At 43.8% G+C, this 20380-nt stretch carries 16 protein-coding genes; 5 read left to right on the top strand and 11 right to left on the bottom strand.

Annotated features, from left to right (window positions below):
* Positions 1-38: 38 nt before the first annotated feature.
* From recF to dnaA, 4 genes are all read right to left on the bottom strand, one after another.
* Positions 39-1226 (bottom strand): DNA replication/repair protein RecF, encoded by a 1188-nt coding sequence (recF, locus tag LFYK43_RS00560; protein ID WP_124974370.1) that lies wholly within the window; start codon positions 1224-1226, stop codon positions 39-41.
* 2 nt (positions 1227-1228) lie between these two features.
* Positions 1229-1447, bottom strand: coding sequence for a S4 domain-containing protein YaaA (yaaA, locus tag LFYK43_RS00555; RefSeq protein WP_124974368.1), 219 nt, complete (start codon positions 1445-1447; stop codon positions 1229-1231).
* Positions 1448-1677: 230 nt separating this feature from the next.
* A complete protein-coding gene (gene dnaN / locus LFYK43_RS00550) occupies positions 1678-2817 on the bottom strand; it encodes a DNA polymerase III subunit beta (RefSeq protein ID WP_124974366.1) in 1140 nt (379 codons plus the stop codon).
* A gap of 223 nt (positions 2818-3040) precedes the next feature.
* Positions 3041-4417 carry a chromosomal replication initiator protein DnaA gene (dnaA, locus tag LFYK43_RS00545; RefSeq protein WP_124974364.1) on the bottom strand — a complete coding sequence of 459 codons (1377 nt, stop codon included), beginning with the start codon at positions 4415-4417 and terminating at the stop codon, positions 3041-3043.
* A 607-nt stretch (positions 4418-5024) separates the two neighbouring features.
* Here dnaA and rpmH point away from each other — a divergent pair.
* The 4 genes from rpmH (at position 5025) to LFYK43_RS00525 (ending at position 8027) form a co-directional block, all read left to right on the top strand.
* Positions 5025-5159: a 50S ribosomal protein L34 gene (gene rpmH, locus LFYK43_RS00540; RefSeq protein ID WP_003701411.1), complete on the top strand. Its 135-nt coding sequence runs from the start codon at positions 5025-5027 to the stop codon at positions 5157-5159.
* Between the two features lie 188 nt (positions 5160-5347).
* On the top strand, positions 5348-5686 hold the full coding sequence (gene rnpA / locus LFYK43_RS00535; protein ID WP_124974362.1) for a ribonuclease P protein component: 339 nt from the start codon (positions 5348-5350) through the stop codon (positions 5684-5686).
* Between the two features lie 31 nt (positions 5687-5717).
* The gene (locus LFYK43_RS00530) at positions 5718-6557 is read left to right on the top strand and encodes a membrane protein insertase YidC (RefSeq protein ID WP_124974360.1); all 840 of its coding nucleotides are present in this window, start codon (positions 5718-5720) and stop codon (positions 6555-6557) included.
* Positions 6558-6821: 264 nt separating this feature from the next.
* Positions 6822-8027: an acetate/propionate family kinase gene (locus LFYK43_RS00525; RefSeq protein WP_124974358.1), complete on the top strand. Its 1206-nt coding sequence runs from the start codon at positions 6822-6824 to the stop codon at positions 8025-8027.
* Between the two features lie 94 nt (positions 8028-8121).
* On the opposite strand, the gene LFYK43_RS00520 is transcribed toward LFYK43_RS00525, so the two are convergent.
* Positions 8122-9540 carry a L,D-transpeptidase family protein gene (locus LFYK43_RS00520; RefSeq protein WP_124974356.1) on the bottom strand — a complete coding sequence of 473 codons (1419 nt, stop codon included), beginning with the start codon at positions 9538-9540 and terminating at the stop codon, positions 8122-8124.
* 476 nt (positions 9541-10016) lie between these two features.
* Here LFYK43_RS00520 and LFYK43_RS00515 point away from each other — a divergent pair, with 476 nt between their 5' ends.
* Positions 10017-11990, top strand: coding sequence for a fructose-1,6-bisphosphatase (locus LFYK43_RS00515; RefSeq protein WP_124974354.1), 1974 nt, complete (start codon positions 10017-10019; stop codon positions 11988-11990).
* Between the two features lie 593 nt (positions 11991-12583).
* Here the strand turns inward: LFYK43_RS00515 and LFYK43_RS00510 are convergent.
* The 6 genes from LFYK43_RS00510 to pdhA all read right to left on the bottom strand — a co-directional run bounded on the left by LFYK43_RS00510 (position 12584) and on the right by pdhA (position 20074).
* Positions 12584-13603, bottom strand: coding sequence for an FAD:protein FMN transferase (locus tag LFYK43_RS00510; RefSeq protein ID WP_124974352.1), 1020 nt, complete (start codon positions 13601-13603; stop codon positions 12584-12586).
* Positions 13604-13742: 139 nt separating this feature from the next.
* On the bottom strand, positions 13743-14765 hold the full coding sequence (gene lplA / locus LFYK43_RS00505; RefSeq protein WP_124974350.1) for a lipoate--protein ligase: 1023 nt from the start codon (positions 14763-14765) through the stop codon (positions 13743-13745).
* Between the two features lie 104 nt (positions 14766-14869).
* The gene (lpdA, locus tag LFYK43_RS00500) at positions 14870-16276 is read right to left on the bottom strand and encodes a dihydrolipoyl dehydrogenase (protein WP_124974348.1); all 1407 of its coding nucleotides are present in this window, start codon (positions 16274-16276) and stop codon (positions 14870-14872) included.
* A 3-nt stretch (positions 16277-16279) separates the two neighbouring features.
* Positions 16280-17905 (bottom strand): 2-oxo acid dehydrogenase subunit E2, encoded by a 1626-nt coding sequence (locus LFYK43_RS00495; protein WP_124974346.1) that lies wholly within the window; start codon positions 17903-17905, stop codon positions 16280-16282.
* Between the two features lie 97 nt (positions 17906-18002).
* Positions 18003-18980, bottom strand: a complete 978-nt coding sequence (locus tag LFYK43_RS00490; protein WP_124974344.1) for an alpha-ketoacid dehydrogenase subunit beta — start codon at positions 18978-18980, stop codon at positions 18003-18005.
* Positions 18981-18982: 2 nt separating this feature from the next.
* Positions 18983-20074, bottom strand: coding sequence for a pyruvate dehydrogenase (acetyl-transferring) E1 component subunit alpha (gene pdhA / locus LFYK43_RS00485; protein WP_124974342.1), 1092 nt, complete (start codon positions 20072-20074; stop codon positions 18983-18985).
* Positions 20075-20380 lie beyond the last annotated feature (306 nt).

Below are 20380 nucleotides of genomic sequence, written 5' to 3'. Positions count from 1 at the left end.
GTCAATCTCTATTTTGACCGTTCTGCGTTTTTTCAAAGTTATCTGCTAATTTTCAAGCTGTCCTTATGCGGATAGAATGTGATCGTTTCTTGTTTCAAGTCGGTCTTGTCAGCGTGAAGACTTGCGTGTCCGTTCTCAATCGTAAAGATCCGCGGCGCCTTGATCAGATTTTTAGCGACATCATTCATCGCCGGTGCAGTCAGGAAGGTCTGGACTTTATTTTGGATAGTTTTCAGCAGGTGAGTCTGCCGTTGACCATCAAGCTCAGATAAAACATCGTCCAGCAATAATAACGGGTACTCTCCTGTCTGTTCTTTCATGACATCGATCTCCGCTAACTTGACCGACAGAGCCGTTGTACGCTGCTGGCCCTGGGAGCCAAAAGTCTGCACGTTTTTGCCATTGATCAAAAATTTAATATCATCACGGTGAGGCCCAAACAAAGTCGTTCCTTGAAAAATCTCCTTTTGCAACTGACCCTTCAATTGTTGATACATTAGCTGCTGCAATTCTTGTTCCGAATGACCCAGTACATCTTTAAGCTTGGAATCATAAGTTAAAGTCAGTTTTTCTGCTCCTTGAGTGATCGCCAAATGCAGCTCCTGGGCATACTTCTCCAATTCCTGCAGAAATTCCAGCCGTTGTGCGATAATGCTGCCGCCAAAAGCAGCCAGCTGCTCTGATAAAACATCCAAAAAAACTTTATCAGTTGTCTGATGCGTACTCAGCAGCTTTAAATACCGGTTACGCTGCTTTAACACATCACGGTATTGAGTCAGGTTGTGCAAATACCTCGGGGCGATCTGCCCAAATTCCATATCGATAAAGCGCCGTCTGCCAGTCGGGTTCCCTTTAACTAACGCTAAATCTTCCGGTGCAAATAAAATTACATTCAACTGACCAATATACTGGGAGAGCTTAGCCTGTTCCAGGTGATTGACCCGTGCTTTTTTGCCATGCTTACCTAATTGCAGTTCTAAAGGCAGGGTCCCAGTATGACGTGAAACACTACCCTTAATGTCAGCTTGATCTTCGCCAAAGTAAATCAACTCGCGATCATTAGCTGTGCGGTGGCTGCGAGCCGTTGCCAAAACATAGATTGCTTCCAACAAGTTCGTTTTTCCTTGTGCATTGCGTCCCAGCAAAACATTGATCCCAGGTGAGAACTCAAGCGAACAACTGGAATAATTGCGGTAGTTTTTAAGGTCTAAACTCTTCAAAAACATAATTATTGACCAGCTTTAAGTTTAAAAGTATTTCCGTTGATTTGTACCACATCTGCAGGATAAAGCTTTTTTCCTCGCCTGGCTTCAGGTTCGCCGTTAACTTCAACTTGATTTTCTGCCAGGAACCATTTGGCTTGTCCACCTGAAGAGATAAAATCAGCAATTTTTAACAGTTGCCCGAGAGTTATGTAAGGAGTCTTCAAAAAAATTTCTTGTTCCAAAAAACGGCCCTCGCTTTCTATAGATTACCTTTTAATTATACCCTTTTTCAGTCCTTAAAACAATTTAAGTCGGCTATATTTGCTCTCTGAGCGTTTTTTACTATCTTTGGATAAAAATGTAGCTATGAATAAAAAAACGTTCAATAAAGTTTCTCGCGAAAAAAATGGACCCTGAGTGATTTCAGGGTCCAAGTAAGAGAATTTGATTTTTATTTCAGAGCATCAATGAATTAGAAAGTTCTAACTGGTGTGATCAGTTGAACGAAATTTTCACCGTCTTCAGTTGGGACAAGAGTAAATGGCCGCAAAGGCAGGGTCAATGACATTGTAATGTCAGTTTGTCCAAAGGAAGAAAGGGCATCTTTCATATAGTCAGGGTTAAACGAAATTTCTAGGTCTTTACCTGTCAGGTTCTTAAAGGATAAATCTTCTTCAACATTCCCGATCTCTGGTGAATTACCATTGAGAACTACTTTTTGGTCAGCAACTTGTAATGACAGTTTGACCACATTATTCCGTCCTTCATGGGAAAGCAATGAAGCACGTTCGATTGAGTGAAGTAATTCAACTGCGTTAAATTCAACTGTTGTTTCGGAACTTTGCGGGATCAAACGGTCAGTATCTGGGTAATTTCCTTCCAGCAGGCGGGAATAAAACGAAATATTGGCAAATGTAAACAAAATCTGGTTTTCTGCGACACGGATCTCAACGTTGTCAGTCGAATCACCCAGCATTTTAGCCATTTCGTTCAGTGATTTACCTGGAACGATGATGTTGTAAACTTCAGAACCAGCATCAGCTAAAGTAATTTTCCGTTGACTAAGACGATGCGAGTCAGTCGCTACTGCTAGTAATTCTCCGTTACTATAAGATAAATGGATTCCTGTTAAGATCGGCCGACTTTCTTGAGTTGAAACTGCGATCACAGTTTGATTGATCACTTGTTTTAAAATATCCGCAGCGATTACTAATTTAGTATCAGCTTCAATTTCTGGCAAATGAGGATAAGTTTCAGAATCTAGCCCATTGATCGTAAATTCGGCTTGACCGGAAGTGATTGTAGCTTGAAATCTTGCATCAACGCTGATCGTCATCATTTCTTCGGGTAATTTTTTGACAATTTCATTGAAAAAACGAGCAGGCAAGATCACGCTGCCAGGTTCATCAATTACTAATGCTGCTTTTTCATTATCCTCTGTGATCACTGTTTCGATCGAAATATCTGCATCACTACCAGTCATAGTGAGTTTTGTTGCCGATAAAGTTAATTTGATCCCTGTTAAAACATCGATTGCTGTTTTAGATGAAATAGCTCTTTGGGCATTGTTTAATGCCGAGATGAATTCGCTTCTGCGGATATTGAATTTCATAGAAAATGAGCCTCCTGTTTTTTTTATTTTATTAATTAATAAAAAGAGTCGTAGTAGTAGGTGCTGTTAATTATGTGGATAAAAGTCTTTTAGGTCTGGAAATAGCAGAAAATAGTTGTTCACAACCTGTGGATAAAAAAGACGAATTATCCACTTTTATCCACAGGTGCATAATTTCTGTCCTCTTATATATACGTCAAATAAGTGCAAAACTTTTTGGAACTTAAGCTTTTAATTCGGCTTTTAATTCAGCTACTTCTCGTTCGAGATCTGGATCGTTAGCCAACATTTTAGCGATTTTTTCATAGGCATGAAGGACAGTTGTATGATCTTTATCACCAAATTCTTGACCGATCCGCGGCAGGGAAGAGTCAGTCAGTTTGCGTGAAAGATACATGGCTACTTGACGCGGGATAACGATTGCTTTGACCCGCTTGCGGCCCTTTAATTCAGCAACTGTCACATGATAGTACTTGGCAACTTTATTTTGGATCATGGAGATCGTTACTTTATTATTATGATCTTTGCCGTTTAAACTTTTGAGAGCTTCGGCGGCTAGACCAGTTGTTATTTTCGTATGACTCATTGAAGCGTAGGCTTGAACGCGCATCAAAGCACCCTCGAGTTCACGAATATTGGAATCAAATTGACCAGCGATATAACTTAAAGTTTCGCTGGGGATGTCTAGGTGCTCTGCTTCCGCTTTATTCCGCAAAATCGCGATCCGTGTTTCAAAATCAGGTGGAGTAATATCGACTGATAAGCCCCATTTGAAGCGGGAAACTAAACGTTGCTGGAGCTTAGGGATCTCATTAGGCAGCCGATCAGATGAAAGCACGATCTGTTTTTTATCATCATAGAGGGCATTAAATGTATGGAAAAATTCTTCTTGTGTCCCGACTTTATCGGCAAAAAATTGAATGTCATCGACTAAAAGCAGGTCGACATTCCGATATTCCTGGCGAAATTCTTCTTGCCTTTTGGTCTGGATCGAATTAATGAAATCATTGGCAAATGATTCGCTGGTGACGTATTTGACCTTAGCAGTCGGACGGTTTTCCAACATTTGATGTCCGATCGCGTGCATTAGATGGGTTTTTCCTAAACCAACTCCGCCATAAAAAAAGAGCGGATTATAAAAGATCCCAGGTTCTTCAGCGACGGCTAATGCCGCAGCATGGGCAAGCTGGTTTCCTTTCCCAACGACGAAAGTTTCAAAAGTATAACGCTCGTTAAGTTGGGCATCTTTGACAAAAACTTTCTTATTATCATTTTGAGTTGTTAAAACTGTTGCTTCAGTTTCAGTATTGCTGGTTGCTCCAGCAGGATCAAACTCCTCTAAAGGATTGGGTTCTTCAGGGGTTTTGGGCAAAATTGTTATTTTATACCCGAGTGACTCTTCTAGCATATCCACGATTTGTGGAGTCACACTTTGAGTCCAGTAATCACGATGAAGTTTTGAAGGAACTTCAACAACCAGGGTCTTATCAGCAAATTGAACAGGTTTTGCTGTTTCGATCCAGGTTTTATAAGTGATTGCGGAGAAAGATTCATTAAACTTTTCGCAAATAAATTGCCATAAAGTTTCAAGATCTGGCACTGGACAGTCCTCCTTTTTTAAATTTACACGTGATTTATTGTAGCATGTAACAAAAAAGTTTTCCACAGTGTGGATAAGGTCATAAAAGATAAAAACAGCTTGTTTTTTAGTTTATCAACACCCTGTGTATAAACTGTTAATCTTACCTGCTTTTTCCCACTTATTCACAGGCTAAGAGAGGACTCAAAGCAAGTGACAGCAGGCTATTTAATAGTTATGCACAATTTAATTCACAGGTCTGTGATTTTTGAGAACAGCCTGTGCAAAGTGGATAAATTTGGTTAAAACTATGTGGATAAAAAAAGAGCAGTTCACACGAAAGAAACAAAAAAATTATTTTTTTGCTTTTTCTGTGGATAACTCATTAACTCAATTTTTCTGTTTTTGACTAGGAGATAAGTGTCATTTTGGCGAGAGTTTCTAGTGGGAAAAGAAAGATCTTGCGGGTAAATTATTTCTTTAACGTAGAAACGGGCAGAAAATTACAAAATTTGTTTGCAATTAAAGTTAGATATGGTAACATTAACAAGTAAGTCTGAACTTAAGCTGATTGTGGTTACTCGCAATTTTAGATAACAAAGTTCAAATCAAGGAGGTGTCAGACCTGATGAAAAGAACTTATCAACCTAAAAAACGCCATCGTCAACGTGTTCATGGTTTCCGTAAACGTATGAGTACAAGTAACGGTCGCAATGTGTTAGCACGTAGACGCCGTAAAGGCAGAAAAGTATTGTCTGCATAGATCACTGAGACCGTCAGTGGTCTTTTTATTTTATAATCAATGTTTTTTGAAAGTTTTAAAAAATAGAGCGTGGCTAATAATGGATCATTCTTGTTTATAGTCTGTTAAACCAATGTAGTTAAAAATGGTGTTAATAGGAAAACAATTCATCTCAGCTATTGGCTGTACTCTGTAATTGGAGATATATTATGCGTAAATCTTACCGCGTCAAGAAAGAAGCGGAGTTTCAAAAAGTTTTTACCGCAGGCCATTCCTGTGCGAACCGCCAATTTGTGGTTTATGTTTTGGAAAAGCCGGAACAGCCTCATTTTCGGGTTGGGATCTCGGTTGGTAAGAAAATCGGCAATGCCGTGGCACGTAATTGGGTCAAACGGCGGATCCGTCAAAGCTTAACGGAGCTTAAACCTCAACTCAAACAGGATTGCGATTTTCTGGTGATCGCACGTAAAAGCGCTGCTGGGATGTCGACAGCTGAGGTTAAGCAGCATTTGATCCACGTTCTTTCTTTAGCGAATATCATTAAATAACTAAGAATATCAATTAAGAGAGGTAGACACGTTGAAAAAAGGGAAGAAGGCTCTTGCTTTACTTGGAGCTTTATCTTTAGTGCTAGTACTTAGTGCATGCAGTAACTCTCCTGTGACATCTAATAGCACGGGTTTTTGGGATCATTACATTATTTGGAATTTCGTGCGCGCGATCAAAGGGCTCAGTAATTTCTTTGGCGGCAGTTTCGGTTGGGGGATTATTATCTTTACGATCATTGTCCGGATCATTATCTTGCCGTTGATGTTTTATCAGATGAAGTCTTCGCGTAAGACGATGGAGATCCAACCGCAACTAAAAGCCTTGCAGGCAAAATATCCTGACCGTGACCAAGAATCAATGCGGGCTATGCAAGAGGAGCAAAGAAAGCTCTATGCAGAAGCCGGGGTCAATCCAGTTGCTGGGTGTTTGCCAATGGTAGTTCAGATGCCCGTCTTGCTTGCTTTATATCAAGCAATTTTCCGTTCGCAAGAACTTAAAGCTGGCAGTTTTATGTGGATGCAGTTAGGGGATAAAGACCCATACTTTATCTTGCCGATCTTAGCTGCCATTTTTACATTTTTAACTTCTAAACTGACCATGATGTCCCAACCAGATAATGGGCAAAAAGGAATGACGGCCATCATGACTTACGGGATGCCGGTCATGATTTTATTTACCGCCCTGAATGTTCCAGCGGCGCTGTCCTTGTACTGGGTGATCACGAACGCCTTTTCAGTGGGGCAGACACTCTTGCTCAATAACCCGTATAAAATTATTCGGGAAAGAGAAGAAAAAGAGCGGGCTAGTAAAGAGCGGCAACGCAATTTAAATAAAGCCAAGAAGCGTCTTTTGAGAAATCGCAAGAAATAAGAATTTGAGCTTAATAACGATGGTTCCAGTCTCAGTGCTGACCATCGTTATTTTTTTCTGCAAAAACAGCTGCCGGCACTTTTAGGATGAAAAACAACTTTTAGGGGTAGAATGGTGTTTTTTTGTCGTTTTCAATGGTATGTTAGAAAGTAGCTGGATCTGTCCGGCAGAATAAATCATAAAATTTGATATTAAGCGTTTACATTAGTATTCAGATGGATTATGATTTTTATTGGTATTAATAAATAAGGGAGAGGATCGCATATGGAAAAGCTGCTGGTTATTAATTCAGGCAGTTCAAGTTTGAAATTCAAGTTGCTGGTGATGCCAGAAGAAAAGGAGCTCGCAGACGGTTTAGTTGACCGGATCGGGATCAACGGGTCCCAGATCAACATCAAGTATGGTGACGGACAAAAATTTGTGAGCGATGAAGAAATCAAAGATCATCAAGTGGCAGTTGACCGCTTGACTTTCTTGTTAAAAGATCTGCACATTGTGGAAGACCTCAATGAAATCACCGGTGTTGGTCACCGTGTGGTTGCTGGGGGCGAGTATTTCAAGCATTCAGTTGTGGTTGATGATGAAGTGATCAAGCATATCGATGAAATTTCTGATATGGCGCCTTTGCATAACCCGGCTAATTTGATGGGAATTAAAGCTTTCAAGGAGATCTTGCCGAATGCTTTTGCGGTTGCCTCCTTTGATACAGCGTTCCATCAAACCGTGCCAGCAGTTAATTACCTCTATAGTACACCATACGAATGGTACGAAAAATATAGCGTGCGCCGCTATGGTGCTCACGGGATCAGTCATCACTACGTTTCTCAACAGGCTGCTGAAACTCTTGGCAAGCCGGTGGAAGATTTGAAACTGATCACTTGCCATTTAGGTGCAGGTTCTTCGATCTGTGCGGTCAAAGACGGTAAGTCATTTGATATCTCAATGGGCTTTACACCATTAACTGGTGTGACAATGGCAACTCGCTCCGGGGATGTTGACGCTGCGTTGTTGGGTTATATGATGGATAAGCTCAATATCACTTCGATGGACGAAATGCTTGATATCTTAAATCATAAATCTGGTTTACTGGGTGTTTCTGGTATTTCTTCTGATATGCGTGATTTGCTTGAAGCTGAAAAAGAAGGCAATGAACGCGCTAGTTTGACGATCGACATCTTTGTTAAGAATGTTATCAAATATATTGGTGAGTATATCGCTGAAATGGGCGGTGTCGACGGGATCGTCTTTACTGCCGGGATCGGTGAAAACTCAATGCCAGTTCGCAAACGGATCCTCGAACGCTTAGCTTACCTCGGTGTGACCTTCGATGAAGAAAAGAATGCTGCTAACTATGAAGGCGTGATCTCTCAGCCGGATTCCAAGGTTGCTGTTTTGCGTCTCTCAACTAACGAAGAATTGATGATCGCACGCGACATCATGAAATTGAAAGCTGAAGCAGAAAACAAATAATTGAAGCTAAATAAAGAACGGTTCAGACGACAAGAAAGAAATTGTTGTCTGAACCGTTCTTTTTATTAATGTTTCACGTGAAACATTGGCAGTTTTATGAAGCAGTACCGTTGCCATAGATGATGACCGGCATGCCTTGGTGCGAGCTGTTAAAGAGCTTGACCATCGCAGCGGGTGCGACGTTGATACAACCGTTGGAGCCTTTTTCATAGCGGACCTTAGGATTGCCAAACGTTGCTTTGGCAACCCAAGGCGCGGAATGAATGAAGATCCCATCATCAGTTAAGTCCATCGCCTGAGGAACATAGGAGCTGTATTTAGTCCCATCTTTTTCAGTCCCCTTCATGGTCATAGGAGCTTTACGCCATTTGATATAGTAGTAGCCAGTCGGAGTTGCGATATTGACTTTCGGTGAACCAGTGTTGACCGGCATCTGCTGGGTCACTTTATTTCCTTGAACTAGGTAAAGCTGTTCTTTGGTCAAGTCTATTTCAATATGATCGGTTTTCTTTAAATCATCAAGATTGGCCTTATCATACTTTTGTGTGTTATTGACCAGGGATTTAGCAGAAACGTTAAAATTACCCTTTAAGAGCTGTTCTTGCAAGTAGCGTCCTTCGGTATACTCTGAAATTGCCCAGCCTAACGTTCCTTGGGAATTATCAAAGGACACTTGATTCCCCTGAACAGTAGTGAAACTGGCTGAGTTTGAACCCGAAAGGGAATATTTCTGGTTCAGCTTAGTAATGAAATTATAGCTGGGACTCAGGTTGATATTTGTTCCTTTGTCTGTGATCGTGCCGGAATTTAACAAGTCTTTGACTTTGCCGGTTTCGGTGTGACCCATGACAGAATATTTAAAGGTCTGACCCATTTTTTTTGTCAGTTGTTGATATTCAGTTTCACCCGTCCAAGTTGCCTTGGATAAAACAACATCGACCTTTTGCTGTCCAGTCCGGTTAGGGTTGATCGACTTAGTCAGCTGCTCCAAGGTCTTTTGCGTGTCGATCTGATTGCCGTCAACTGCTTTGGTCAATTGCGCCTGGCCATTAGTCACTGTGATCCGTGCGTTTTGCGGAGCAGTTCGACTTTGGTTAGTCTGGTTTAAAGCTTGCGCAATCGTAGCACGCTGCTGTGCCAAGTTTTCTTTAGCGGCTGTCTGATCATAGATTTTAGCTTGGTTAGCCTGGCCGCTTTCATTAGAAAAAGGATTAACGCGCCGCTGATGTAAGAGCTCCTTTAACTCCTTGCGGTATGCATGATTGGCCGCGATTTTTAGTTTTCCTTGGTAAAGCGTCTTGTGCGTTTGCGGATCTGTCAGCGCATAGGATGGTTCCTTGAGGTTCTTTTGGATCGCTGCATCTGCTTCTTTGTACGACATCTTGCTAATATTGATACCTTGGACAACTGTATCTTTGGCAAAATGAGTGGCATGCCACCCATAATACCCGCCGCAAGCCGCTGCAACTAGTGCTAAGCCTGCTAACAGCCAAACTTTTTTATTAGCTTTCAAAATAAAAAACACCTTTCTGAACTCGAGGTTCGCGATAAAATGCGGCTCAAGCTTTTTCTTTTTGCCTGCAAACCCTAGCGTGAATAAAAATAATAGCTGAAAGGCAGCTTAAGTTTTGCTTGGACCAGAAAGAAAAAGGGTAAATTTTCACCACAATTGCGTATCATAGCATAGAAACGAAAAATAATACAATAGTTAGCAACTTAAGAATACCGCAAACAGAGAAAAATGAAAACGTTGAGAAACTTTTTTCCGTAAAAATTAAAGAATAGCTCCTTTTTTTACAATTCTTACTATACCAATTTAGTAAAACTTGACCTGGAGAATGTGAAAAAAGAGCTACGTAAAGTTTAATTTTTAATTATTTGTGAGCAAACGCATAATACAAATGGTTGTAAATGCTTAAAATAAGTAATATGATGGTTTTATTGACATTTAGAAAACAAAGAAACGATTCAGTTTGTGAGGTAATTCTGATGAAAAATAAAGCAAAACAAATAAACCAATTTGAAAATGCTGACAATAGCAGTCAACAGAAGTATCTCCGCGACTTGATGGAAGAGCGGTTTCCGACTAAAGAAGCAGTTATTACCGAAATCATGAACTTAGAGGCAATCCTGCACTTGCCCAAAGCAACCGAGCACTTTGTCAGCGACTTGCATGGCGAGTATGCGGCCTTTGACCATATCTTGCGTAATGGTTCCGGCAACATTAAAAACAAGATCAAGGATGTATTTGGAGGAAGATTGACAGCGAACCGGCTCCAAAATTTTGCCAGCTTGATCTATTATCCAGAAGAAAAGCTGGAGTATAAAAAGCGCCAGTTAAATGAAGACGGCGATTTAGAGCAGTGGTATTTAGATACGATCCAGCGTTTGCTGGAGCTGCTGCAGTTTGTTTCGACCAAGTACACGCGCTCGAAAGTCCGCAAGGCGCTTGATCCTAATTTTGTCTATTTGACGGAAGAACTGCTGTACACGGATCCGCAGGAATTTGATAAACGCAGCTATGTCGACCAGCTGATGAAAAATTTAGTGACGATGGGCGTGACCGATGAGTTTATCATTGCGACCTGTTACACGATTCAGCAGCTTGTAGTGGATCACTTGCATGTCTTAGGTGACATTTATGACCGGGGCGAGCATCCAGAAATGATCATGGACCGCTTGATGGACTACCATTCCGTGGATATTCAGTGGGGCAACCATGATATGTTATGGGTCGGAGCGGCTTCAGGTTCGGCCTTAAGCATGCTGAACCTGCTGCGGATCAGTGCGCGTTATAATAACTTGGCGACGATCGAGGATGCTTACGGGATCAGCCTGCGCCACCTGACGCGTTTTGCCGAGGAAAATTACCAGGATAACCCGGCCTTTCGTCCCAAACTGGTTGATGGAGACTCATTTAATTTTGACGGTGAAAGATTGCAGCTAACGCAGATCCAACAAGCGGTGGCGATCATGCAATTCAAGCTGGAGATCCAGGAAATCGAGCGGGAGCCTGATTTTGCGATGGGGGATCGGAAGTTATTAACGAAGATCAATTATCAAGATCAGACCATTAAGCTGAATAATAAAAGCTATCATTTGACCAACACTTGTTTTGATTTGATCGATCCCAAAGAGCCCAGCAAGCTCACGCAGGAAGAACAGGAGCTGGTCGAGGGATTGCTGCACTCATTTATTGAATCCAAAAGTTTAAAACGGCACCTGGATTTCTTGGTCAACAAGGGCAGCATGTATTTGTGTTACAACAATAATCTACTGTTGCACGGCTGTATGCCAGTCGATCAAAATGGAAATTTTTTGGCTTTCGAATACGGCGGCAAAAAGTATGCGGGGAAAAAGCTGGTTGATTTCTTCGACCGCCAAGTGCGCCATGCATATAATGACCCCTGCGATGATGATCCAAGTGCAGCTGACTTAGTCTGGTATTTATGGCAGGGACCATTCTCGCCTTTATTTGGTAAGAAGGCCATGACGACTTTTGAACGCTATTTTATTGCAGACAAGGAAACACACAAGGAAGAGCGGAATCCGTATTTTGCTTTACGGCATGATGAAGATTTCTGTATTAAGCTTTTAAAGGAGTTTGGCTTGGAGCCGGAAGATGGTCATGTGATCAACGGGCACACGCCGGTCAAACGCGGCCATGATGCGGTCATGGCCAATGGGAAGATGCTGGTGATCGATGGCGGCTATTCCAAGGCATACCAACCAACGACCGGCTTTGGCGGATATACGTTACTATATAATTCATATGGATTGCAGCTGGTGGAGCACCACCCGTTTACCTCGAAGGAAGATACGATCGTAAATGGAAATGACATTATTTCGACGAGAAGAGTTGTCAACCATGAGGTCCATCGCAAGGCGGTAGCGGATACGGATATCGGGGCAAGGTTAAAAGAGAACGTGAAGATGTTGAGAAGCATGTTGGAAAGGTACTAAGGAAAACAGAGTGGAAACAAGCGGGAGAAGATGAGCATTATCGGACTTCAAAACAATGACGCGGTTTTTGCGTCGTGGTGTTGAAGTTGGATAAGCGCAGTCTTCTGCTTGTTGGAACTCGACTAAAAAAACAGAGTGGAGCAGAGCGCATAAAAGATGAGCATTATCAGACGCCGGACGCATGGTGCGTGCTTTGCACCATGGGTTTGGTGTTGGATAAGCGGAATCTTTTGCTCTGCGTAACTCGACTAAGAAAACAGAGTGGAGCATGGCGTTTAGAAGGTGAGCACTAACGGACTTCAGAAAAAATGCGGGTTTCAGCATTGTTGCTGAAGTTGGTTAGGCGCAACCTTCTGCCATGCGTAACTCGACTAAGAAAACAGAGCATAAGCAAGCGGTAGAAAGTGAGCACTAGCAGACTTTGGCATGATAGTGCGTGCTTTGCACTATGATGACGAAGTTAGCTAGGCACAGCTTTCTGCTTGCTTATGCTCGACTAATCAACCGCTGCCGTTTGACCATTGAAACGCAACTAGACACTTAGCAAAAAAAGGACAGTGAAGGCGTATTAACCTTTCCTGTCCTTTTTTGATTTATGGTAGTAATTCAAAGCCGGGAGCGATGACCTGGATATTAGCTGGATCTAGGCCGCTAACGAGGATCTTATTATCTTTTGTGACAAAGACAGCTCCATAAATATCTGGGTCGTCTTGTGCCCAACCTGCTTGCGGCTGACCAGCGAAGAATAACTCGGTCGTCTGGATCTCACCGTCGATCGAGTATTTGGAAAAGACTGTCACACTGGCCAAATCATTACTGCGTGGGTAACCAGTCAGTGAGTCCAGAATATGGTGGTAGGTTTTGCCGTTAATGTCTAAATGGCGTTCGTAGATCCCGCTGGTCACTACAGAACAGGCAGGAGTTTTGACCACAGCTACTGCTTGACCGCGCTGGTCTTGCGGGGCTTGGACACCGACCCGCCAAAGGCCGTCTGCATGTGAAGGTTGGGGGCCGACTAACAAGAGATTGCCGCCTAGGTCGATCAGGCCGCTGTTGATTCCGCGAGCAGCCCAGAGATCCTTGATGCGATCGGCAATGAAGCCCTTGGCGATCCCGCCTAAATCGAGCTGCATTCCAGCCTGTTTTAAGAAAATCGTTTGATCTCGGTCGTTTAATTCAATCTGGTTGGGATCGATGACAGTCAAAGTTTGGTTAATTTCAGCCTGAGAGGGAACGTGTGCGTCGTTAAAGCCGATATCCCATAACTTAACCAGCGGGCCAATGGCTGCGTTAAAACCCAGCTGTTGGCGACTGACAGCGATGGCTCTTTTAGTCAAGGAATATACTCCGGCTGAAACTTGGACAGGTCTGCTGCCTGCCGCCTGATTAACGGCCATGAGCTCGGATTCAGAGCGGTTAACAGTTAAAAGGTCTTCATAATATGCAATTAAATCATAGGCAGTATCTAAATCGGCTGCAGTTGTCGTGCCAAAGGTAGTCAAATTGATCGTGGTGCCTAAGCCATAGTACTGTTTACTAAGCGGTTTAGCTGCGATATTGGTGATCGGGTCGGGGTGGATCTTTGACCAAGGAAGTCTCTTGGACTCTACCATAGTGTGTCACATCCTATTTTTTTAAAATAATAAAGTTTAGATAATATTCTAGCACTTTTTGAAACATTAAAATATGTGATAAAACAGGCTTAACTCACCCGACAATTCTGGGTGAGTTAAGCCTGTTTGCTTACAAAAATTATTGTTGGGTACTCAGTAATGCTACGATCTCGTCTTGCGGGATTCCGGAGAAGAAGCGGTTAAGGTCAACTGAGTTCAATTTTTCTTTGATCTCAGCCTGGGCATATTTGCTCCCTTTTAATAGATCTTGAACGGCATCAACATTTTCGGGACCAAAGAAATCACCGTAGATTACGAGGTTGTCAATCACGCCGTTTTGAACGTTGAAACGGGCATCAATTGTTCCGCCAGTGAAGTGCTTGCGGCGTTTAACTGTAAACTTAGGCGATTTGCCGTAAACCCAGTCCCAGTTGTAATAGATTTCTTTTTCAATTTTAGCGATCTCGGCTTGATCTTCGTCATCGAGGGTATAGGCATATTTTTCTTGAGCTTCCTCGATAGTTTCTGTTTTCCAGATCTTTTTGATCAACTCATCGCGCAGCTGGAAGGTGTCCATTTGCCGGTATTCTTCTTTCAAGTAAGACTTGATGTTGATCACGCGCGAACGAACGGACTTGATCCCTTTGGATTCAATTTTGTCTTTTGGCACCCGTAAGGCGGAAGCAACTACATCGGTATCGACATCAAACATGCAGGTCCCGTGCGAGAAGGTTTTGCCATCGCGAGTATACATTGCGTTGCCGGAAAACTTCCGACCGTCTAAAACGATATCGTTACGACCAGTAACCTCGATATCTTCAGCACCCATCTCTTTTAAAGCGGCGACCACTGGCGCTACCATCGCTTTAAAATCACCGAATTTCTGGTCCTTGGCCGGGACGACCATACTAAAGCACATGTTGCCTAAGTCTTGGTACATTGCGCCTCCGCCGGATAAACGGCGGGTGATCGTGATGTTATGCTGGCGGCAATATTCTGGATCGATTTCTTCCATCGTGTTTTGGTTGCGGCCAACGATGATACACGGTTCCTCAATGTAAAACAGCATGAATGGCGGGGTCATCTTGTTGCTGTGCATCAGGTACTGTTCGGTTGCTAGATTGGTACGAATATCTGTGGTCTTCATTGCAATATACTGCATGTTATTCTTCCTCTCTTTTTAGCCAAAAATTTTAAAGTTTTAAGGTTAGAGCACATAAGAAAAACCCCTATGACAAAGGGGATAGGGGCTTTTAAGGGTTTTAGTTAAATGTTGGTTGGGAAACCTAGACCGACATCGGCTGCATCCATCACGCCTTCAGCCAGCGATGGATGAGGGTGAATGGTCAAGGCAACATCGTCTAAGGTTGCACCGGATTCGATGGCGAGCGTTAATTCTGTGATCAGATCAGCGGCATTAGCACCAACAATCTGAGCACCAACCAGCGCTTCCGTGTCTTTTACAAAGACTAAGCGGATAAAGCCGTCAGTTGCATCCATCGAGATCGCACGGCCATTAGCTGCAAACGGGAATTGAGCCTTTTTGACATCTAAGCCCTGTTCTTTTGCTTCTTTAACGGTCAAGCCAGTCGTAGCGATCTGGACACTGGTGTAACATACAGCAGGCATTGCGCGGTAATCAACGGTGCTGGTCTTGCCTGAAATAGCCTCAGCGGCAACTTTACCTTCATAACTAGCCTTGTGAGCCAAGGCTGCACCGGCAACCACGTCGCCGATCGCGTAAATATGCGGCTGGCTCGTCTTGCCTTGAGCATCAACTTCGATCAAGCCGCGGTCATTTGTTTTAACGCCAGCTTGTTCCAAGCCCATTTCAGCGGTATTTGGCTTACGGCCGACAGAAACGATACAGTAATCAGCTGTGAATTCTTTAGTTTCACCGTTGACCTCAGCCGTGATCTTAACTGCTGAATCGGTTTGCTCAGCTTTTTTGGCCATCGCAGAGGTATAGATATCCACGTTTTTATCAGTCATGTTCTTTTGGACAACTTTGACCATGTCGGATTCGTAGTTAGCGAGGATCGAATCTAAGCCTTCCAAAATCGTGACATGGGCACCAAGCTCTGCATAAGCAGAAGCCAGTTCACTGCCGATATAACCGCCGCCAATGACGACTAACTCTTTAGGAACTTCTTTGAGGGCTAAAGCTCCAGTCGAATCTAAGACGCGGCCTTCAAACTTGAAGTTCGGGATCTCGATCGGATGGCTGCCGCTCGCAATGATCAGGTGTTCAAAATTATAGGTCTGGGCGGAATCATCTTTACCGATGACACGCAGACTATGGTCATCTTTGAGGTAGGCTTCACCCCACAGGACATCGATGTGGTGTTTCTTAAATAAACCAGCCACGCCTCCAGTCAGACGGTCAACAACGGAGCCTTTCCATTCTTGCGCCTTAGCGAAGTCAAGTTTCACATTTTCAGTCACGATCCCCATTTTATTTGAACCGAGGGCTGATTGATAGTGATGCGCAGCTTCAATCAGTGCCTTGGAAGGGATACACCCTACATTGAGGCAGACACCGCCAATAAATTCACGTTCGATCACGGTGACTTTTTGACCTAGCTCAGCCGCGTGGATCGCTGCCACGTAGCCGCCAGGTCCGGAACCAATGACAACTGTTTCTAAATCCTCTGCAAAATCTCCTACAACCATTATCTATCCCTCCATCAAAAGTAATTCTGGGTCAGCCAGCAGTTCTTTGAGGCGGTTAACTGCTTTTTGAGCAGTTGCCCCGTCGATCACACGGTGGTCAAAAGCCATTGTTAGTTTCAAAACACGAGCGGCTTTGACTTCACCGTCAACGACAACTGCTTCTGGACTGATCTTACCAATGCCTAAGATCGCAACTTCTGGGAAGTTAATGATCGGTGTAAAGAAACCGCCGCCCACTGAGCCAATGTTGGTAATCGAGATCCCAGTATGACTCATGTCGCCGGAACTTAACTTGCCGTCCTTAGCTTTTTCGGTGTTGGTACTGATAGCACGAGCAATGTCGAATAAGCTCAGCTGGTCAGCATGCTTAACATTTGGTACAAAGAGTCCACGGTCAGTATCAGTAGCGATCCCGATGTTGATATAGTCCTTGTAAATGCTTTGTTTATTATCCATATCAACTTGCGAGTTGAAGATCGGGAATTCCTTGACGACAACGGCCAAAGCTTTCGTAACGTAGGCTAAGAAGGTCAAATGAACACCCTTAGAAGCGGCGAGTTCCTTGTACTTCTTGCGGTGATCCCACATTGCATCAACAACGACATCGTCAAAGATATGCACGTGCGGCACATTGTCGTTGGAACGTTCCATGGCTTTCGCGGTTGCATAACGGATCCCGGACATCTTTTCGCTGTGTTCTGGCCAGTCTGGTGAAGTGGAAATTGGAGCTGCAGCAGCTTTTTCTTTTTCGGCCGGTTTTTCTGCAGGGGCAGTTGTTTCTTGCGCTTTGGCACCACCGCCAGCCAAGAAGCTATCGATGTCGGTCTTCAGAATTTGACCGTGATTGCCGGAACCGGTGATCTGGGCCAGATCTGCGCCTTTTTCACGAGCATAAGCACGCACACCAGGCATGGCTAAAACAGGCAGTGAGTGGTCTTGTGGACCAGCAGAAGCCTGGTTAGCTGCTGGCTTTTCTTCAGCCGCAGCCGCAGCTTCTTGTTGAGGTGCTGGAGCGGGTTGGATTGCTCCTTCAACGTTGCCTTGACCGGCAGCTACAGCCAGTCTGACCAAAGCTTGGCCGACCTCAGCTGTTTCGCCTTCAGCGACTAAGATCTTGGTGACTGTACCAGCAACAGGACTTGGTAATTCTTCAACGGATTTGTCGTTTTCAATTTGGACCAAGTCGCCGTCTTCAGCGACTGTGTCGCCCTCTTTAACATGCCATTCGCCAATAGTGCCTTCAGCGATTCCTTCGCCGATGTCAGGCAGCTTAAATTCATAGGTTTCTTGACCATCTGACTGTGTAGAAGCATTGCTGTCTGAAGCAGCAGGTGCAGGTGCTGCTTTTTGGTCTGAAGCTTCGTCTGCGGCAACGTTGCCTTTGCCGTTTTCAACTTCCAATTCAACTAAAGCTTGACCGACTTCAGCTGTTTCGCCTTCAGCGACTAGAATTTTAGTGACCTTACCGCCAACAGGACTTGGCAGTTCCTCGACGGATTTGTCGTTTTCGATTTGGACCAAGTCACCGTCTTCAGCGACTGAATCGCCTTCTTTAACATGCCATTCACCGATGGTGCCTTCAGCGATCCCTTCACCGATGTCAGGCAGTTTAAATTGATATTTTTCCATGAGTTTATATACCCCCGTATTATGATAGCGAGCAAATATTCAAACGTAATTTAAGGGCTGAGCAATGCCAAATTGAGCAATGCCAGCTGCTCAATCATCAATAATTGACGATCTCCTTGGCTTTGTTAATGATGTCCTTTTTATTCGGCAGCCAAATTTCTTCAGCTTGGCTGAACGGATAAGGAGTATCTGGAGCGGAAACTCTGCCGATCGGAGATTCAAGTGACAGGATAGCCTTTTCAGCGATCACAGAAGCAACTTGTCCCATGACACCGGCCTGATTTTGGGCTTCTTGAACTAAAACTGCGCGCCCAGTCTTTTTAACTGAGGCTACGATCGCTTCTTCATCTAACGGAGAAATGGTACGCAGATCCAGGACTTCAGCTTCGATCCCGTCTTTAGCCAGCTCATCAGCAGCTTTTAAGCTTTCTTGAACCATATAACCATAAGAAATCAGGGTAACATCCTTGCCTTCGCGTTTAACGTCGGCTTTGTCTAGGGGAACGGTGTAGCTTTCATCGGGGACTTCTTCTTTAATGGAACGGTAAAGTTTCATGTGTTCCAAGAAGAAGACTGGATCGTCGGAACGAATTGCCGAAGCCAGTAAGCCTTTGGCGTCATACGGACCGCTTGGGATCACAACGCGCAAGCCAGGTGTCTGAGCCAGTAAGCCTTCCAGACTATCGGCGTGCAGTTCAGGAGTATGAACACCGCCGCCAAATGGGGCTCTGAGGGTGATCGGTAATTTACGGGAACCGCCCATGCGATGGCCAGTCCGTGCGATCTGTCCGGCAATTTCATCCATAGTTTCAAAAACGAACCCAAAGAATTGAATTTCAGGTACCGGGCGGAAGCCTTCTAGGGCTAAGCCCATTGCTAAGCCGCTAATTCCAGATTCGGCCAAAGGGGTATCGAAGACCCGGTCTGCACCGTTTTCATCTTGGAGGCCATCAGTTGCCCGGAAAACCCCGCCATTACGGCCAACGTCTTCACCAAAAATCAATACTTTTTCATCGCGTTTGAGTTCTTCATCCAGCCCTTTAGTAATGGCTTTGATCATCGTCATTTTAGCCATGCTTATTCACTCTCCTTTGCAGTATAGGAATCAATTTCTGCTTGGATCACTGCTGGGGTATCAATAAACGTGTTCTTCAAGAAGTCAGAGACCTTTTGCGGAGCGATGCTTTCGGCTTTCTTGATTGCTTCGTCGATCTGTTTATTAACTTCATCTTCCCACTCTTTTTCCTGGTCAGTGGACCAGATCCCTTTATCGGTCAGATACTTGCGCATTCTGATCAAAGGATCTTTTTCTTCCCATTCGCCTTCCTCAGCAGATGTTCTGTAACGCTTAGGATCGTCCCCAGAAAGTGTGTGTGGACCGTAGCGATAGGTTAAAGTTTCGATCAGTACAGGTCCGTTGCCAGCGACAGCCCAGTCACGTGCGGCCTTTGAAGCTGCGTAAACAGCGAGAGCGTCCATTCCGTCAACCTGGATCCCGGGGATCCCAGCAGCTACTGCTTTTTGCGATAAGGTTGGAGCAGCGGTTTGCTTTTCACGTGGAACAGAGATCGCATAACCATTATTTTGCACGAAGAAAATTGCAGGGGCTTTGAAGGCGCCAGCAAAGTTGACTCCTTCATAGAAGTCGCCTTGGGAGGTCCCGCCGTCCCCAGTATAGGTGTAAGCGACCGTCTTTTTATTATTCTTTTTGATCCCTAAAGCCACACCAGCCGTTTGAACGTACTGTGCGCCAATAATGATTTGCGGCGGTAAGCCTTGCAGATCAGTTGGAAACTTATTGCCATCAACATGACCACGTGACCAAAGAAAAGCTTGGTATAGGGGCAGGCCGTGCTGAACTAGTTGCGGCACATCCCGGTAAGCTGGGAGTACAAAATCATCTTTGGTCATCGCAAAGTTAGACCCGATCTGGCTGGCTTCTTCACCTGAAGTCGGTGCAAAGAAGCCTAAGCGGCCTTGCCGGTTAAGCTTGGTTGAACGTTCGTTTAATACCCGTGACCAGACCATTTGTTTAAACAATTCTGTTAGTTCATCATCTGAAAGATCTGGCAACAGGTCTTGATTGACGACCTCGCCAGCACCGTTCAAAATACTGATCGTTTCGGTAGCAGGGGTGTGTTTAAGTTCTTCAAAATCAAATTTTTTCATTTGTATAGTTCCCTCCTCAAAACCTTTTAACTGCAAAAAGCTGAAACTTAGCATAGCGCTTTCAATGCTTATGCTAATACCTTTAGAGCGAAATGTAAACATTAAAAAACTTTGCACAATCGCTAATTTTTTGGAAGCCCTTTATTCAAGACAAAACTACATCAAAATAAATTTTTAATTGTACACAATGTGAATTATCTAACATAGTCTAAATTAAATAGTTCGTGTTTTAATCCAGAATATTTACTTATCTATCCTTTTTTTTACGAAAAAACGAAAATTAGCTGGAAGCATTGTTCTGCCAAG

Origin of the sequence: Ligilactobacillus salitolerans, assembly GCF_003864415.1 — a bacterium.
GTDB classification, from domain to species: domain Bacteria; phylum Bacillota; class Bacilli; order Lactobacillales; family Lactobacillaceae; genus Ligilactobacillus; species Ligilactobacillus salitolerans.
Note: the sequence above shows the minus strand (reverse complement) of the source record. Positions and strands in the feature narration are given on the sequence as shown.

What these genes read in the sequence shown, in the direction of transcription:
- LFYK43_RS00525 (WP_124974358.1), top strand. Translation starts at nt 6,822, where the DNA reads ATGGAAAAGCTGCTGGTTATTAATTCAGGCAGTTCAAGTTTGAAATTC.
- pdhA (WP_124974342.1), bottom strand. Translation starts at nt 20,074, where the DNA reads ATGAAAAAATTTGATTTTGAAGAACTTAAACACACCCCTGCTACCGAA.
- rpmH (WP_003701411.1), top strand. Translation starts at nt 5,025, where the DNA reads ATGAAAAGAACTTATCAACCTAAAAAACGCCATCGTCAACGTGTTCAT.
- dnaN (WP_124974366.1), bottom strand. Translation starts at nt 2,817, where the DNA reads ATGAAATTCAATATCCGCAGAAGCGAATTCATCTCGGCATTAAACAAT.
- lpdA (WP_124974348.1), bottom strand. Translation starts at nt 16,276, where the DNA reads ATGGTTGTAGGAGATTTTGCAGAGGATTTAGAAACAGTTGTCATTGGT.
- rnpA (WP_124974362.1), top strand. Translation starts at nt 5,348, where the DNA reads ATGCGTAAATCTTACCGCGTCAAGAAAGAAGCGGAGTTTCAAAAAGTT.
- lplA (WP_124974350.1), bottom strand. Translation starts at nt 14,765, where the DNA reads ATGCAGTATATTGCAATGAAGACCACAGATATTCGTACCAATCTAGCA.
- LFYK43_RS00490 (WP_124974344.1), bottom strand. Translation starts at nt 18,980, where the DNA reads ATGGCTAAAATGACGATGATCAAAGCCATTACTAAAGGGCTGGATGAA.
- LFYK43_RS00515 (WP_124974354.1), top strand. Translation starts at nt 10,017, where the DNA reads ATGAAAAATAAAGCAAAACAAATAAACCAATTTGAAAATGCTGACAAT.
- LFYK43_RS00495 (WP_124974346.1), bottom strand. Translation starts at nt 17,905, where the DNA reads ATGGAAAAATATCAATTTAAACTGCCTGACATCGGTGAAGGGATCGCT.
- LFYK43_RS00510 (WP_124974352.1), bottom strand. Translation starts at nt 13,603, where the DNA reads ATGGTAGAGTCCAAGAGACTTCCTTGGTCAAAGATCCACCCCGACCCG.
- recF (WP_124974370.1), bottom strand. Translation starts at nt 1,226, where the DNA reads ATGTTTTTGAAGAGTTTAGACCTTAAAAACTACCGCAATTATTCCAGT.